The sequence below is a fragment of the Streptomyces rapamycinicus NRRL 5491 genome (assembly GCF_024298965.1).
GTDB lineage: Bacteria > Actinomycetota > Actinomycetes > Streptomycetales > Streptomycetaceae > Streptomyces > Streptomyces rapamycinicus.
This window is the reverse complement of sequence record NZ_CP085193.1, coordinates 9,762,784-9,778,771: the sequence shown is the minus strand read 5'-3', so window position 1 is coordinate 9,778,771 and position 15,988 is coordinate 9,762,784. Positions and strand designations below refer to the sequence as shown.

At 69.1% G+C, this 15,988-nt stretch carries 15 protein-coding genes; 8 read left to right on the top strand and 7 right to left on the bottom strand.

The window, feature by feature from the left end:
• Window positions 1-602 precede the first annotated feature (602 nt).
• The gene (locus LIV37_RS41085) at window positions 603-890 is read right to left on the bottom strand and encodes an acyl carrier protein (protein WP_020872956.1); all 288 of its coding nucleotides are present in this window, start codon (window positions 888-890) and stop codon (window positions 603-605) included.
• A 258-nt stretch (window positions 891-1,148) separates the two neighbouring features.
• On the opposite strand from LIV37_RS41085, the gene LIV37_RS41080 reads away from it, so the two are divergent.
• Window positions 1,149-2,552 (top strand): MmgE/PrpD family protein, encoded by a 1,404-nt coding sequence (locus tag LIV37_RS41080; protein WP_020872955.1) that lies wholly within the window; start codon window positions 1,149-1,151, stop codon window positions 2,550-2,552.
• 60 nt (window positions 2,553-2,612) lie between these two features.
• On the opposite strand, the gene LIV37_RS41075 is transcribed toward LIV37_RS41080, so the two are convergent.
• Entirely contained in the window at window positions 2,613-3,884 is a 1,272-nt protein-coding gene (locus tag LIV37_RS41075) for a cytochrome P450 (RefSeq protein WP_020872954.1), read from the bottom strand.
• 164 nt (window positions 3,885-4,048) lie between these two features.
• On the opposite strand from LIV37_RS41075, the gene LIV37_RS41070 reads away from it, so the two are divergent.
• On the top strand, window positions 4,049-4,825 hold the full coding sequence (locus LIV37_RS41070) for an alpha/beta fold hydrolase (RefSeq protein ID WP_020872953.1): 777 nt from the start codon (window positions 4,049-4,051) through the stop codon (window positions 4,823-4,825).
• A gap of 106 nt (window positions 4,826-4,931) precedes the next feature.
• Window positions 4,932-5,729: a class I SAM-dependent methyltransferase gene (locus LIV37_RS41065; RefSeq protein ID WP_243146062.1), complete on the top strand. Its 798-nt coding sequence runs from the start codon at window positions 4,932-4,934 to the stop codon at window positions 5,727-5,729.
• A 100-nt stretch (window positions 5,730-5,829) separates the two neighbouring features.
• On the opposite strand, the gene LIV37_RS41060 is transcribed toward LIV37_RS41065, so the two are convergent.
• Window positions 5,830-6,477 (bottom strand): TetR/AcrR family transcriptional regulator, encoded by a 648-nt coding sequence (locus tag LIV37_RS41060; RefSeq protein WP_020872951.1) that lies wholly within the window; start codon window positions 6,475-6,477, stop codon window positions 5,830-5,832.
• Between the two features lie 78 nt (window positions 6,478-6,555).
• Here LIV37_RS41060 and LIV37_RS41055 point away from each other — a divergent pair, with 78 nt between their 5' ends.
• Window positions 6,556-7,254, top strand: coding sequence for an alpha/beta hydrolase (locus LIV37_RS41055; RefSeq protein ID WP_020872950.1), 699 nt, complete (start codon window positions 6,556-6,558; stop codon window positions 7,252-7,254).
• A gap of 223 nt (window positions 7,255-7,477) precedes the next feature.
• Here the strand turns inward: LIV37_RS41055 and LIV37_RS41050 are convergent, their stop codons facing one another.
• Window positions 7,478-8,431, bottom strand: a complete 954-nt coding sequence (locus LIV37_RS41050; protein WP_020872949.1) for a LysR family transcriptional regulator — start codon at window positions 8,429-8,431, stop codon at window positions 7,478-7,480.
• Between the two features lie 131 nt (window positions 8,432-8,562).
• Here LIV37_RS41050 and LIV37_RS41045 point away from each other — a divergent pair, with 131 nt between their 5' ends.
• From LIV37_RS41045 to LIV37_RS41030, 4 genes are all read left to right on the top strand, one after another.
• A complete protein-coding gene (locus LIV37_RS41045; RefSeq protein ID WP_020872948.1) occupies window positions 8,563-9,474 on the top strand; it encodes an ABC transporter substrate-binding protein in 912 nt (303 codons plus the stop codon).
• Complete coding sequence (locus LIV37_RS41040; protein WP_020872947.1) at window positions 9,471-10,406, top strand: amino acid ABC transporter permease; 936 nt, start codon at window positions 9,471-9,473, stop codon at window positions 10,404-10,406. The genes LIV37_RS41045 and LIV37_RS41040 overlap by 4 nt, the downstream gene beginning before the upstream one ends.
• An 11-nt stretch (window positions 10,407-10,417) precedes the next feature.
• Window positions 10,418-11,170 carry an amino acid ABC transporter ATP-binding protein gene (locus LIV37_RS41035; protein ID WP_020872946.1) on the top strand — a complete coding sequence of 251 codons (753 nt, stop codon included), beginning with the start codon at window positions 10,418-10,420 and terminating at the stop codon, window positions 11,168-11,170.
• Between the two features lie 119 nt (window positions 11,171-11,289).
• Window positions 11,290-12,450, top strand: a complete 1,161-nt coding sequence (locus LIV37_RS41030; protein WP_020872945.1) for an NAD(P)/FAD-dependent oxidoreductase — start codon at window positions 11,290-11,292, stop codon at window positions 12,448-12,450.
• 310 nt (window positions 12,451-12,760) lie between these two features.
• On the opposite strand, the gene LIV37_RS41025 is transcribed toward LIV37_RS41030, so the two are convergent.
• The 3 genes from LIV37_RS41025 to LIV37_RS41015 all read right to left on the bottom strand — a co-directional run bounded on the left by LIV37_RS41025 (window position 12,761) and on the right by LIV37_RS41015 (window position 15,860).
• Complete coding sequence (locus LIV37_RS41025; RefSeq protein ID WP_020872944.1) at window positions 12,761-14,080, bottom strand: hypothetical protein; 1,320 nt, start codon at window positions 14,078-14,080, stop codon at window positions 12,761-12,763.
• Between the two features lie 491 nt (window positions 14,081-14,571).
• The gene (locus LIV37_RS41020; protein WP_020872943.1) at window positions 14,572-15,420 is read right to left on the bottom strand and encodes an NAD(P)H-binding protein; all 849 of its coding nucleotides are present in this window, start codon (window positions 15,418-15,420) and stop codon (window positions 14,572-14,574) included.
• Window positions 15,417-15,860 (bottom strand): nuclear transport factor 2 family protein, encoded by a 444-nt coding sequence (locus tag LIV37_RS41015; protein ID WP_202979579.1) that lies wholly within the window; start codon window positions 15,858-15,860, stop codon window positions 15,417-15,419. Before LIV37_RS41015 ends, LIV37_RS41020 begins: the two co-directional genes overlap by 4 nt.
• Between the last annotated feature and the right edge of the window lie 128 nt (window positions 15,861-15,988).

The following is a 15,988-nucleotide window of genomic DNA, read 5'->3' as shown; positions in this document are numbered from 1 at the left end:
AGCGCGACCTTGTCCTGTGTGTCAGAGCGTTGGCGGGACTGCCGGGACGATCGCCGTACCTACGGCCGGCATCGAATCAATTCACCCAGGACGTCGCTACGAGCCGGGGATCTGAGCATGCCTCGGTGGAATCGGCGCTCGGAATCAGGGGCGGAGAAGGTGGTTGCCGATCTGATGCGGGCGTCGGCGTGGACGACTCCATCCGGGGTCGAGCAATCTCGACCGCACTCCGACACCGGGCTGCTCCAGCATGGATCCCTCGTACCGCGACGCGGTTGGACCGTGCTGGGCCAGGGTGGTTGCCACGATGACGCCGGTGCCACCGAGGTCGGCGGCAGCGGCACGGGGCCGGTTCACCGAAGTGGACGGCGCGACTCGGCAACCATCCAAATCCTCACTTAACTGGACCATGAACGCACCGTATCGACCGGTTGATCGACAAGCAATGTGGTCCATATAACACTGGTGATCTACCGGCTCAGGATGGTCCACGATCACTGGATCAGGACGTACCGGGAGGCCTGTTGGAGCACTTCACGATGGCGACGGGGCATCGCGGTGCCCTCGGCGGCGTCACCCGCCACCTCAACGGCGGCCGACGCTCACACGGCGTCGCCGCCTGCCTCCTGAGCGGAGGAGTGCACCCGGTCGTGCACCGCCTTGGCCACCTCGTCGATGGTGGAAAAACGGCTGAAGAAGTCCGGCTCGATCTCGAACTGGAAGGTCTCCTCGATGCTCAGACCGAGCGCGACCATCGTCAGCGAGTCCACTCCGGAATGCATGAGGTTCTCGGTGGTGTCCATCTCCTCGGGCGAGCGCTCCAGCTTCGCGGCGAGGTAATCCGTCAACCAGTTGCGGATTTCGGTGAGGGTAGCGGTACGCGCTTCCATTCCGTCCCCTTAGGTGTTACGCAGACGCTTGTCGATCAGTACGTCATGGATCAGTACGTCGTGGATGCGTGACACTCCCGAGCTCCGTAACGCGGCTTCGCGTCGAGCCGCGCGGAGCACATCCCCGGCTGGGCGGCGCAAGCGTAACACATGCTTAAATTACTCACTGTATGCGCAGTTGTTGGTATCTCCACCACGGCGAGCGGCCGGCGCGAGACGAGCCCACCGGGCAGAGCGGAGCGACAGAGAGTGGAAGCCATGACCGGCCGGACAGTGACCACGGCCTCCGCCCCCTCGGAGACCGAAACCGGTTACACCGAGCACCTGGTGTCCGAGGTCAGCAAGATCTCATCGCGGAAGCTGACGGAGCGGGTGATCGAGCGAACGCGGCACGCCGTGCTCGACTGGCTCGGGGTCAGCATCGCCGGGGCGCAGGAGCCGTCAGCCCGCGCGATCCAACAGCTCCTGACGGCCGAAGGCGGCAGCCCCACGGCCCAAGTGATCGGCACTCCACACCGGCTGACGGCGCGACAGGCGGCGCTGGCGGGCGGCGTCGCCGCTCACGCGCTGGACTACGACGACATGAGCATCGGCGGCCACCCGTCGGCCGTCGTCCTTCCCGCGGTGTTCGCCCTGGCCGAGGAGCTGGACAAGGACGGGCCGACGACCATCCAGGGGATGCTCGCCGGCTACGAGGCCAGAAAGATGGTCGCCGCCGCGTGCGGCAACGCCTCGTACGACCGCGGCTACCACGGCAGCAGCACCTTCGGCGCATTCGGCGCGGCGATGGGCGCGGGCCGCCTTCTCGAGCTGGATCCGCCGCGGCTGCGGCACGCGTTGGGGATCGCCGGAACCCAGGCGTCGGGCTTACGGGCGAGCTTCGGGACGATGTCGAAACACCTGAACGTCGGGAACGCGGCAGCGGTCGGAATCCTGTCGGCCCGGCTGGCGGAAGCGGGCTACACCGGGGACACCACCATTCTTGAGGCGCCGCAGGGGTTCGCCGCCACGCACAACAACGGGCCCGCGGACTTCAACCCGACGGGCCCGGGAACGTCGCTGCGCCAACGGCTGGCCGTCGAGTGGCTCGTGTTCAAGCCGCACGCGCTGTGCGGCGCCACGCACTCCGCGATCGACGGCTTCCAGTTCCTTCGGGAGCAGCACGCGTTCTCCGCCGACGATGTCGACGAAGCCGAGGTGTTCGTCTCCGCGCAGCACCTGGAGGTGTGCGACATCGCGGAACCCCGGACCAGCGTCGAAGGGATGTTCAGCATCCGCTACGGCGCGGCGCTGGCCCTCGCGGGAACCGCGACGGGACCCTCCGCGTTGACCGACGAGAGGATCCAGGACCCCGCCATGGTCGCCCTCCGCGGTCGCGTCCGGGTCACGCCGGTCACGCATGTCCGCAACATAACCATGCCGACCGAGGTCCGGGTACGACTCACCAACGGCGAGGAACTGCAGGCGCGCGTCAACGCGCTGGCCGTCAAGCCCGACAACGAGCTGCCCCGCCAGTGGGAGACTCTGACAGCCAAGTTCGCCGGCCTCGTCGGCCCCATCCTCGGCGCCGACCGCGCCGACGAAATCATCGGCCTGGTGCAGCGCATCGAGACGCTCGGATCAATCCGAGAACTCACCGACCGAACCTCGGCCGAGCGTTGACATCCGCTCCGCCCTGGACCGACGGGCCGGGCCCCGTGGCACAGGTCGTCGGTGGTGCCGTCAGTCCCAGGCGACGGGCAGCGAGTGAACGCCGTAGACGACCATTTGCTCGCGCAGGGGGATCTCGCTCGCCGGGGTCGTGAGCCGGAGCCCGGGCAGCCGGGTGATCAACTCTGCGAGGCCCGTGCGCAGTTCGACCCGGGCGAGTTGCTGGCCCAGACACAGGTGGGCGCCGTGGCCGAAGGCGAGGTGGGACGTTCGGGGGCGGGTGAGGTCGAGACGGTCGGGCTCGGACCAGCGCTGCTCGTCGCGGTTGGCGACCGGTACGGCCATGACGACGGTGTCGCCGGCCGGGATGGTGACGTCGCCGACGGTCAGGTCCTCGGTGGCGAACCGTGTCGGGCCATTGTGGAAGACCGACAGGTAGCGCAGCAGTTCTTCGACGCCGTTGTCCAGCACCGCCGGGTCGTCGCGTACGCAGGCGAGTTGGTCGGGGTTCTCCAGCAGGGCGAAGGCGCTCAGGCCGAGCATGTTGGCGGTGGTCTCGTGGCCGGCGCTGAGCAGGGTGGTGGCCATGTCGACCAACTGCCGGTCGGTCAGCGGTGGGTCGTAGTGGTCGTGGATCAGCCCCGAGATGATGTCGTCGCCCGGGTGACTGCGTTTGGCGACCACCAGCTTGGCCATGAACTGACGCAACTCGCCACTGGCCTGCCGGCGTTCTTCGCTGGGGCGTGACAGGTCCAGGGCGACCGCGGTGCTGTGGTGGAACTCGGTGCGGTCTGCGTAGTCGACGCCCAGCAGTTCGCAGATCACCAGCGACGGGAGTGGCAGCGCGAAGGCCTTGACCAGGTCGGCCTGCGTGCCGTCGGCGCGCATCACGTCGATGAGCTGCACCGCGACGTCGCGGACGTGGTCTTCCAGGTGTTTCATGCGCTTGACGGTGAACTGGCCGGACAACAGCCGCCGCAGCCGCGGGTGCTGGGGCGCGTCCATGAAGATGAACATGCCGTCCTTGCGCTCCTGCGGGGCGGCAGGACACTGCCCGCCCGGCTGGGCCTGGCGGTCGGCCACTTCCTCGGGCGACATGCTCAATGTGCTCGGGTAGCGCAGGCGGTCGGAGCTGAAGCGGGCGTCGCCGAGTACGGCGCGCACTTCCTCGTAGCCGGAGACGATCCAGGCGTGGGCACCGTTGAGCAGGTCGATCCGGGTCACCGGGCCCCGGTCGTGTAAGGCCTTCATGGCGGCGGGCGGGTCGAAGGGGCAGCCGTTGCGCTCGAAGATCTCCGGTGGGATCGGCCGCTGCAGGTTGGTGCTCCGCGGGGTGGCTTTCACGGGGGATGAGCCTCCTTGCTACCTGGCCGATGATGATCACATCTGTCGCGACTGCACTGTATACGCTGCCTGCGGCGCCCGGTCGTTCTCCGACATAGGCGCCTTTCTCACTGCGCTCTAGGATCATCCTCGACGGGGGTGGCCGACACTCGAAAGGCAGAACAGTGACGGTAAGTCTGCGGGGAATCCGCTTCGCCTATTCCGACGAGGGCTCAGGCCCGGTCGTCCTCTCCGCCCATGGACTGTGCGGCAGCCGGGCCTCCGAACGGCGGGCGAACCTGACCGACTATTCCGTGGTGACCTCCGCGGGCCGCCGCCTCATCTCCTACGACGCCCGTGGCCACGGCGAGTCCGAAGGGACCGGCGACCCGGCCGACTACTCGTGGAAGTCGCTCGGCGCGGACATGGTCGAGCTCGCCCGGCACTTCTCCCCGGCGGAGCCCGTCTCGGCGATCGGCTGCTCGATGGGCACCGGAGGGCTGCTGCACGCCGTGACGACCGATCCGGAGCTCTTCGACCGGCTCGTCCTCACCGCGCCTCCGACGGCTTGGGAGACACGAGCCGCGCAGGGCGATGTGTACCGGCAACTGGCGGACTACGCACAGCAGAAGGGGGTGGAGGCCCTGGCCAAGGTCCTGGCGAAGGCCCCGGTGCCGACCATCTTCGCGGAGGTGGAGGGCTTTCCGCCCACCCCGGACGTCACGGCCGAATGGCTTCCGGCCGTCCTGCTCGGGGCGGGCATCAGCGACCTGCCGCCGCGGGACACCATCGCGCGGATCACCCAGCCGACGCTGATCCTCGCCTGGGCCGGCGACCCGGGCCACCCGGTGTCCCAGTCGGAGCAGCTCGCCGCCGCGATCCCCGGCTCGACCCTGCACGTGTCCGAGACCCGCGCCGACCTCCGCACATGGGGCGAGCGGGCGGCCGAATTCCTCAAGTGAGCCCCGCCGGCGGGGCCTTCCCCGCCCGTTCCGGCTGGACGGTACCGACGGGCAGAACGAGATCGTCGCCGTTGACCGGTGCGCATGCGGCCCTTAGCGTGTGCGCATGTCCACTTCGAGCGGCATGTTCCACCAGCACCGCGAGATGGCCGAGTCCTACGGCGCCGACGCCGAGCGCTATGACCGCGCCCGCACGAGCTTTCCCCCGGCCCTGATCGAGGCCATCACCAGCTCCGCTCCGGCCACCGCGGTCGACGTCGGCTGCGGTACCGGCGTCGTCGCCCGCCTCTTGCAGGAGACCGGCTGCCAAGTCCTCGGCGTCGAACCCGACGAGCGCTCGGCCACATACGCCCGCTCGCGCGGGCTCGACGTCGAGGTGTCCACCTTTGAGGCCTGGGACCCCGCCGGCCGCTTGTTCGACGCCGTCGTGGCGGGCCGGACCTGGCACTGGATTGACCCGCTGGCCGGCGCGGCGAAGGCAGCGACCGCCCTGCGCCCCGGCGGCCGACTCACGATCTTCTGGAACGCCAGTGAAACCCCTAGAGAACTCGCCCAGGCGTTCCTCGAGATCAACCGACGCATGTTCCCCGAAAACACGACGCTCCTCAAGAATTCCACCTCGACATTCGAGTCCTGCACCAGGAGCGTGACCAAAGCCGGCGACAACATCCGGGAAGCGGGTGGCTTCGCCGAACCGGAGTTCCTGCGCTTCGACTGGGAGCGCACCTACACCCGCGACGAATGGCTCGACGTCCTTCCCACACTGAGCGCCTACACCCGGCTCCCGTCCGGCAGACGCGACGAACTCCTGGCCGACATGGGCGACGCGATCGACACCCACGGCGGCAGTTTCCGCATGCGGTACGCGACCCTGGCCGTCGCTGCCACCCGCACCCGCGGATGATTCCCGGCGCGCCCGGTGACGGCGCACGCGGACGATGCCGAGATGTTCGAGGGCATGCGGCTGCGCGAACCGCGGCCGTCAAGTGCCGGCTCCGGGCGCCTCACCATGCGGACCGCGCCTGACCCTCGTCCCCTGGCCCTGCGGCCGTATCCACTTCGCGGCCGGCGTCCTGGCCGGGGATCCGGGGCCCAGCCCGGACGGCGGCGGGAGCGAGCACGGCCAGGAAGTCGTCGAATGCCTGATCGGCTCGTGACACATCACCCGTGGCCTCGATATCCATGATGAGACCACGGACGACCGCGAGCACGAGGGTGCCGAGTTCGGGCCGGCCGATGCTTCGCATGCCGTCCTCGAGCGGTCGCAGCCAGTCCGTGGTGGCCTCGCCACGAAAGCCCGGCCACAGCTGTTGCTCAGCATCCTCGCGGAGCTTGCCGAACATGCTGAGGTACGGGCGGCCGTCGGGACCGGTCATGACTCGCCAGGCCCGTCGCAGAGTACTCAGATAGGGCTCGTCCGGTCGCGGGGAGACCAGTTCGCCGAAAAAGTCGCGCTGGCGCCGCCGCGCCCTTCTCAGAGTTTCCCGCAGCAGCGCGTCCCGGGTCCCGAAGTGGTAGATCAGCATCCGGGTCGAGGTGCGTGACGCCACCGCGAACGGCTCGAGGCGGTCGGGCAGCCCGTGCGCGAGCGCGTGGTCGACGCAGGCGTCGAGAATCCGGTCGCGGATCTCGGGCTGTTTATGCCGTCCCATCGCCTCACTTTTTCACGTAACTGACGGTACGTCTACCATCGAGTCAAGCGATCGGGAGTCCGAATCGAGGAGGAAGAGATGCGTGTTGTCTTTGTGCACGGGGCGTGCGTTCGCGACGGATCGTGGTGGTGGCACCTGGCCGCCGCGGCCCTGCACAAGCGTGGCATCAGCAGCGTCGCCCCAGCGCTGCCGAGCTGCGGCGAGGGCGAGCGGCCGGCCGGACCGCGGGGTCCCGGGCTGCCCGAGGACGTCGCCGCGGTGCGCGCTGTCCTGACCGAGGGAGACGAGCCGACCGTGGTCGTGGCGCACAGCTACGGCGGCATCGTCGCCGCCGAGGCGGCGGTGGGCGTCGAGACAGTGCGTCACCTGGCGTTGGTGTCGAGCTACCTGCCCCAGCCCGGCGAGTCGCTGTTGACGTTCGGCGCCGATACGCCGCCACCGTTCCTGGACTTCGACCCCGACGGCGGCACGTTCGGCGCCCGACCCGAGCTGTTCGCCGAGACCTTCGCCCAGGACTGCCCGCCGGACATCGCCCGCCACGCAACGACCCTTCTGGTCCGGCAGACGCTGGCCGTGACCCAGCAGCCCGTACGGGCAGCGGCGTGGCATGACCTGCCCACGACGTACGTGGTGTGCACTGATGACCGGGGCACCTCGGCGGCGGCACAACGCGAATTCTCCCGCCGCGCGGACAAGGTCATCGAGGTGGAGGCGGGCCACCACCCGTTCCTGTCACGGCCGGAGACCGTCGCCGACATCATCGCGAGCCTGTCGTAGCGGTGCGGCAGCGCGGCGACTCCAACGTCTTGGTTGTGGCGGCACGAAGTGCTTCGGCTACCACCGCTGCCCAGCCCTGATCCACCCCTGCCCCCTTGCCGCGATGAAGAATACGCCTGGCGTCACCGCCAGGATGCGCGAACCTGACGACGCGCTCCCGGATGCCGCGGCGATTCGCTGTCCGGGACATGTCCCGGACGTATCGCCGCCGACGCACCGCTGTTCAGCCGGTGACCACCGGGCGCTCGCCTTCGTCCCGCTCGGGCAGGGCGGCCGCGGCGGCGTGCAGGAGGTTGATGGCCTGGGGGAGGAAGGGGTTGGGGTCGGTGGTACGCCGGGTGGCATAGACCCGACGGGTGTGGGTGGAGCCGGTGAGCCGGACGAGGCGGGTGCCGGACGCGTCGGGTGAGGTGGGGGTGTCCACGACGGCGAGTTCCGGTGCGATCGCCACGCCCAGGCCCTGCCGGACCAGTTCGTATGGCAGGTTGTAGTCGTTCGTACGGAAGAGCACCTCGGGCAGGAAGCCGCCGGCCGCGCAGATGTGGCGCAGGCAGTGAGCGGCGTCGGTGTCCTCGTGGTAGCTGATCCAGCGCTCGTCCCGCAGGTCGGCGAGGCGGATGCGCGGCCGTCCGGCGAGGGGGTGGTCCGAGGGGAGGAGGAGGTAGAGCGGCTCTTCCCGTACCAGCGTGTGTTCCAGGCCCTCGGGCCAGCTGTGCGGTACCACGCCGTACTCGAAGGTCACGGCGAGGTCCAGCCGCCCCTCCAGCACCGCGTCCACGGTGACCTGCGGGTCGCCTTCCTCGTAGCGGACGTCGACCTCGGGCCGGTCGCGGAGGAACCCCGTCAGCACCGTCGGCACCAGCCGGAACCCCGCGGACCAGAAGCTGCCCAGCCGCAGTCGCCCTCGCTGGGCCGCGGCGTAGGCGCGCATCTCGTTCTCCGTCGCCGACAGGTCGGCCAGCAGCCGTCCCGCGCGCAGGGCGAGCTGGAGCCCGGCCGCGGTGGGACGCACGCTGCGCGGTGAGCGCTCGAAGAGCGGGACGCCCAGGGCGCGCTCGACGGTGGAGATCTGCTGGGAGACGGCGGAGGGGGTGTAGCCGAGGCGCCGGGCGGCCGTACGGAACGAGCCTGCGGCGACCACCTCGCATATCGCCTGAAGCTGCGGCGGAGTCAGCATCAAATGAACTTAACACTCCGCATGGAAACGTTCACTCTCCCTGTTCTTGCCCAGGCCGCCGCCATCCCGCAGATTGGGCGTTCACCAGCCCCGCGCCGGTCCTCTGACCAGCGGCCCAGAAGGGAGGCACCGTGACCGGAAGGCATGCGCGAGCCCGCGCCACCGCACTTCCCCTCGCGCTCGCGACGCTGCTCACGTTGACCGTGACGGCCTGTGGCGGCACCGCGACCGTCAATCAGTCCAAGGTGCCCGAGCAGCGCGTCGACCCCGCGCTCCGTGCCCTGCTCCCTCGGGACATTCGCGACAAAGGGTCCATCACTTCGGCCGTCGGCAACGACTACCCGCCGCTGTCCCTCCTGGACATCGACAACAAGACCGTCATCGGCGCCGAACCCGACCTCATTCACGCGGTCGGCCAAATCCTCGGCGTCCGCGTGCACCTGGTGCAGGCGAACTTCGACAGCATCATCGGCGGTGTCCGGTCCAGGCGCTACGACGTGGCGATCCAGGCCATGCTCGACAAGAAGGAGCGCCAGTCGCAGGTCACGTTCGTCGACTACATGAAGACCAGCAGCTCGATCCTCGCCTCCAGGAAGGCCGCCGGGAACATCCGCTCCCTCACCAGCCTGTGCGGCAGCCAGGTGGCCGTCGAGCAGGGCACCTCGCAGGTGGACGATGTGGCGGCGCAGGCCGAGAAGTGTGCGGCGAACGGCAAGCCGGAGCTGGAGAAACTGGTCTTCCCCGACTCCGTCGGCTGCTTCCAGGCGCTGTCCACGGGCCGCGCCGACGCGTTCGTCGGCGGCACCCCCACCGTCGTCTACCAGGCGGAGATGTCGCACGGCAGGTTCCGCACGGCCGGTGAGCCGTACCGCTTCCTGCCCTACGGAATCCTGATCAACAAGGAGGAGCCGACCTTGGTACGGGCTGTCCGCGGTGCCCTGCAGAAACTTATCGACAACGGCACCTACGCGAAGATCCTCAAGCAGTGGAACATCAGGTCCGGAGCCCTGAAGAGCGCCACGGTGAACGGGGGCGCGGCATGACCGAGACCCTCGTCCGGGCGGACTCCGGCGACGCCGCCGAGTCCCTGCGCCCCGTCCCGCCGCGCCGTCCGGGCCAGCGCGTCGCCGCGGTCGTCGTGGCCTTCCTGCTGGTCTTCCTCCTGGAGGGCTGGATCACCAATCCCCGTATGCAGTGGGGGACCGTCGGTGAGTTCCTCTTCTCGCCGGTGATCATGGAGGGGCTGCGGACCACGCTGCTGCTGACGTTCCTCGCCATGGCACTCGGCATCGCCGGCGGTATCGTCCTCGCCGTCCTGCGGATGTCAGCCAACCCGATACTCTCCCGGCTCAGCTGGTGCTACATCTGGCTCTTCCGCGGCACCCCGCTGCTGGTCCAGCTCCTCTTCTGGTACTTCCTCTCCGCGGTCGTCCCCACCATCGGGCTCGGCATCCCCTGGGGGCCGACGTTCGTGCGGGCCGACACGAACGACCTCATCACCCAGCTCACCGCCGCCGTCCTCGGCCTCGGGCTGCACGAGGCGGCGTACATGGCCGAGATCGTCCGCGCGGGCATCACCTCCGTCGACGACGGCCAGAACGAGGCCGCCCAGGCGCTGGGCATGTCCCGCGGGCAGGCCCTGCGCCGCATCGTGCTACCGCAGGCACTGCGCATCATCATCCCGCCCACCGGCAATCAGGTGATCTCCATGCTGAAGACCACCTCGCTGGTCTTCGCCATCGCCGTGCCGGAGCTGCTGACCTCCATCCAGGGCATCTACTCACGCAACTTCCAGCAGGTTCCGCTGCTGGTCGTCGCCTGCTTCTGGTACCTCGTGGCGACCTCCGTGCTGGGCGTCGGCCAGTACTACCTGGAACGGCGCTTCGGCCGCGGCACCAGCCGCCATCTGCCGCCCACCCCGCTCCAGCGGTTGCGCGCCGCGGCCCGGAACCACCGTAAGGAGAGCGCACGTTGACACCAGCAGCCGTGATCAGAGCCGAGAGCGTGCACAAGAGCTTCGGCCGCACCGACGTGCTCAAGGGCATCGACCTGACCGTCGCCCCCGGGGAGGTGATGTGTCTGGTGGGCCCCTCCGGATCCGGCAAGTCCACCTTCCTGCGCTGCGTCAACCATCTGGAGACCATCGACCGGGGACGCCTGTACGTCCGTGACGAGCTCGTCGGCTACGAAGAGCGGGACGGCAAGCTCCACGAGCTGAGCGAGAAGGCCGTCTCACGACGCCGCCAGGGCATCGGCATGGTCTTCCAGCGCTTCAACCTCTTTCCACACATGACCGCGCTGGAAAACGTCATCGAGGCCCCCGTCCAGGTCAGGAAGGAGCCGAAGAAACAGGCCTGCGAACGCGGCGCGGAACTGCTCGACCGCGTCGGCCTCGCCGACAAGGCGGGCAGCTACCCCGCCCAGCTCTCCGGCGGCCAGCAGCAGCGGGTGGCCATCGCCCGCGCGCTGGCCATGAAGCCCGAACTGATGCTCTTCGACGAGCCCACCTCCGCGCTCGACCCCGAACTCGTCGGAGAGGTGCTGGAGGTGATGCGAGCACTCGCCGACGACGGCATGACCATGGTCGTCGTCACCCACGAGATGGGCTTCGCCCGCGAGGTCGGCGACTCGCTGGTGTTCATGGACGACGGAACCGTCGTCGAGACCGGCCCGCCGGCGGACGTGCTGAGCGACCCGCGCCACGAACGCACCCGCGCCTTCCTCAGCAAGGTTCTCTGACCACCTCGCCGGGATCTCCGACCACCTCGCCGGGATCGCTGACCACCCCGGCAAGGATTTCCGGGCGTCGGGCGCGCTCTCCGACCGCCCCACACCTGACCGCCACCGAAGGAGTCTCCATGACCCGTGCCCTCGTCATCGGCGCCGGAGTGATAGGCGCCGCCACCGCCCACCGCCTGGCCGAGGCAGGTGTCAGCGTCACCGTGCTCGACGCCGGCGGCCGCACGCCGGGCACCTCCAGCGCCACCTTCTCCATCGACGTCACCCATCTGAAGACCCCCCACTCCTACTTCCTGCTCAACCAGCGCAGCGCCGCGCTCCACCGGGAGCTGGAGCACGAGATCCACGCGGGCACAGGAGCCAACGGCTGGCGCCATCCCGCGCCGCTCGTCCAGTGGGGCCACACCGACGAGGAACAGCGCGTCCTCCGCGCACGTGCCGAGCGCCTCGCGGGCTGGGGGCACCCCTGCCGCACCGCCGACCCCGGCGAGCTGCGCACTCTCGCACCTGCCGTCGACCCCGCCTCCTGCCGCGCCACCGAACTCGTCGTGCACGACGACGCCGCCTGGTACGACGCCCCCCTCCTCGCACGCACCCTCCTCGACCGGGCCGCGACCCTGGGCGCCGACATCCGCTACGACAGTCCCGTCACCGCCCTGCTGCTGGACGGTGAGCGGGTACGCGGCGCCGAGGCACGGGGCCGGCGCTTCGAGGCCGACCACATCGTCAACTGTGCGGGCCCCGACGCCGGGCGCATCGCCGAACTGGCCCGGGTACGGCTGCCGTTGCGCCAGATCCCCGGTCTGGTGGGCGAGTCCGTCCCGCTCGCCGAGCCGCTGCGCGCCATCGTCGCGACCCCCGGTGTCGATCTGCGCCCCGCCCCGGGCAACCGGGTCTGCGCCATCTCCTGGCCGGTCGACGCCCTCCTCGCCCCGACCGCGTCAACCGATGTGCCGCCCGAAGCGGACCTCCTCAGCCGGTGCGCCGCGATCCTGCCCGCCTTCCGCTCCCTGGGGGGTACCCGGATCGGTGTCCGCCCCGTTCCCGAAGACGGCCTTCCCCTGGTCGGCCCGCATCTCCAGGCTCCCGGCCTCTACACCATCACCACCCACAGCGGCGTCACACTCGCCCCGCTCCTCGCGGCCCTCGCCGCCGAGGAACTCACCACTTCCATCCCCGACCCCGCCCTGGCCCCCTACCGGCCCGACCGCGACACCTCACACCCCATCCGCGACGAAAGCCTGGCAGTGATGAGCGGGCACCGCGCTGAAGCCGGTTGAGTCCTCGCGTCTGCAGGGCAACGCCGATTCCCGTCACAGCAGCCTGCCACCGGCTCTCCGACCCGGCCCGGCCCGGCCGACGTCAGATCGACGTGGCCGGAGCCTTGTCGACGGGGAGTGGCAACGCCACGATCCGACGCGCCTCGGTGTCGTCCATGCCGAACATCCGCAGCACACTGAGGACATGCGCGGACGCGTACGGACCAGCCGGCCGGTCAGCCGCATCGATGAGGCGAAGACCACGGCCGGGTCCTCGACGTCTTCAAGTTCCCTCTCCAGCCACCCGGCGCTGACGAACCCGCCGCCCGGCCTACACCCGCGCCTTCGTCGGATGCACCGGGAGGCGGTCCTGTTCGCGCTGCAGGGACGTGAAGTCGTCGAAGACGGTGTAGTTGTGCGGGAGTTCGCCACCCTCGTCGTGCTGAACGGTGAGGGGGACGTACAGGCTGTTCAGCATCCAGGGCTTCTTGTCCTTGTCGATGCCCGTCACCATCGCCTTCTGCTGCACCACACCGTACGTGGCCACGGCCAGCCGGCCCGTCTCCCGGTACTTCCGCACCTCATCCCGCATGAAGTGCTTTCCGCTCTCGAACCACGGGCTCATCCGCAGGAAGTCGTTCCACTGCTGCTGCGTGAAGCGCTGCTCCGCGGCGAGCTTGAGAAGCTGCCACACCTTCGTCTCCCGGGTGATGTCCAGATCCTTCTCGTAGGCATCGACGAAGTCCGCGGGAATGTTCCGGGTCATCTGCTTCTCATAGTGGTTCACCAGCGAGAACTCGGTGACGAGGAACTTCTTGTCGTCGTCGAGCCAGCGTAGTACGTAGTCGAGGTACTTCTGGGCGGCCTGAGCCGACGTCACGTGCGGATGGATGTCCAGACCCTCGAGCTGTGGGGTGTCGTTGACGAACTCGATCCAGTCCCTGGTCGCGTCCGAGATCATTTCTGGATCGTCGAGGTGGTTGAGGGCTCCCATGTAGAGATGCGTCCGGCAGCCGTCAGGGAATCGTTTCTTCCGATAGGCGATGACATGTTTGGCCACCTCCTGGTAGAAGGGGTTCAGCTTCGTCAGCCTCTCCTCCGCGTGGGTTTCGAGGAAGGGCTCGTTGCCGACAGTGAGGATGTCCACCTTGTCCAGTACGGTCCGCAACACCTCGTCAACCGCGGCCAGTTCGGCCTTCATCTCCTCCCCCGTCGGGGAAGGGACCGTCTGATCTTCCTTGCTGAACTGGAATTTCAGCGCCAGGATCGTGCCGAACCCCTGTTCGCGCAGCTCAAGGAGGTTCTGGATCGCCCGCTGCCGCGATGGGTCCGTGCCGTCCTTGATGGTGTCCATCGGTACGAAGCCACGCACCCAGGTGGCGTCGAGGGCGTTCAGCGCGTCCCTGTCCACTCGGGTCGGATCCTCATTGAAGTTCGCCCCCAGTACCCCGCTCGGGCCGACGACGGCAGCGCGGTTCTGCGGGGCATCCTCAGCCTCGGTCTTCTTCGCCGAGTCCGCCTGGCTGCCTTGGCTTTCGTTCTTGCAGCCAACAGCCAGGAAGGCCCCGGCAGAGGCCCCCAGCAGCCATCGTCGCGAGACCGGGGTCCTTCCCCGGGCGGGCCGGGCCCCGGTGTTTGGGTTGATCTCCATGGCACAACTCCCTGTCGTGACGAGCGGATCCGATGGTCATCGGATCGGAAGCAGCCGTCAGCGGCGCGCGGAACCCGGTCCCGCGTCGACCTGGGTCCTGAGCTCGCGGAAGGAGGGGCCCCGGCCTCGCCGTGTGCGACCGGCCGATGCACCCCGTGCGGAAGACACCCTGAAGAACACTCCGTGCTGCCCGAGGACTTGAGGATCCCGTCCGCGTCGTCCGCGTCGGCGTGGTCCGCGTCGGCATCGCCGCTCGTGTGCGGCGCGACCGGCGCCTGACGCCCAGCTACGCGGACCGCGGGTCGGAGGCCGGACGCTGACCGCGCCGCGGTTCCGCTTCCCGTGTCCGTGCGGCGTCGCGTCTGCCGGCCGGCCCCTGCCACGGCCGGAGCACGCACTGCGTTCTGACGACTCGCATACGGACAGCATGCCAAGGCCGATAATTTTTGACAACACTCGGACATAATTCCAGCATTCCTCCGGCCGTCGGCTCATGCATGGATCTCGTAGCCGTGCTCCTGGACGAATTCGCCGAAGGTACGGGGCGGACGGCCGGTCAGGTCCAGCACCGCGGTACTGACCTGGTCTTCCCGACCGGCCCTGATGCCGTCTTCCACAGCGGCGATGGCGGCGGCGAACTCGGCGGACGCGCCCGCGGCCCGGTAGTTGGCCGCCTGCTCATCGGACCCGATGGTCACCACTCGGACCGACCGCCCGGTGCGGGCGGTGATGATCGCCGCCGCGTCCTGGTAGCTCATGGCCTTCGGCCCGGTGAGCAGGTAGTCACGCTGGTCGCTCGGCTCGGCACCGGGGCCGGTCAGCAGGACGGACGCGGCCGCCGCGATGTCCCGCGCGTCGATCCAGCCCACTCGGCCGTCACCGGCTGCGGTGCGGATCTCGCCGTGCCGCCGGATCCGCTCGCCCACCGGGTGCGGGCTCAGGAAGTTCTGCATGAACCCGGACGCGCGCAGCACCACCCACCCCGGCCGGGCCCGCACCTGCGCGGCCAGCTCCAGCGCACTGGGAGCGTTCGGCAATACGATGGCGGATCCGAGAAGTACTGTCCGGCGCACCCCGAGGCGTCGCGCCTCGGCCAGGAACGGGCCTACCAGCGGCATCGGGTTCACAGTGTTCACCGGAGGCACCAGGAAGACCCGGTCCACCCCGCGCAACGCGGCCGGGTGGGTGGCCGGGTCCTCCCAGTCGAACCGGACCGCGTCCAGATCACCGGCAGCCGGGTGGCGGCTGGCCACCCGGACCGGCACACCGTTGCCGCGCAGCAGTTCCACCAGTGCGCTCCCGGTCTTCCCGGTGCCGCCGGTCACCAGCACGCCGGTCATCGAGCGGTCTCCGAACGCAGCGAATCGAGCAGTTCGGGCAGGGCCCCGGCCGCTGTGGCATTGGCCAGCGGGTTCCAGTAGTCCCGGAAGCGGGTGATCAGACCGTCCTGGACGGTGATCACCACGATGTAGTTCATCCGATAGGGCTCTCCGGTGCGCACCGAGTGCCCCATCGCGTGGTACTCCACCACAACGGTGTCCGGCCGTTCCGTATGGTGCACGGTGATCGCGGCGATCTCCCGCACGTCATACACCTCCGGGAAGCCGGCCAGGTAGCCACGGACCGCTTCCCGCCCGACCAGCCGCCGCGGCGAGGCCCCGGCGGCGAACGGGAACTCGGCGGTGCCGTCTTCCGCCCACAAATCGGCGACGGCGTCCATGTCCTTGGCCAGCATCAGATCCAGCAGTCGGCGCATCGTCTCCTCGGGAGTGCGCGGCATGGTGTCCTCCAATGTTCAACGGGGTGTGAAGTCCAGACTGGACACGGACCCGCCGCCGGGGAACTGACAGCTGAGCCCCGGACCGCCAGTCCGTGGCTATGCCGGGCACCTCCTGCCACCATGAATGG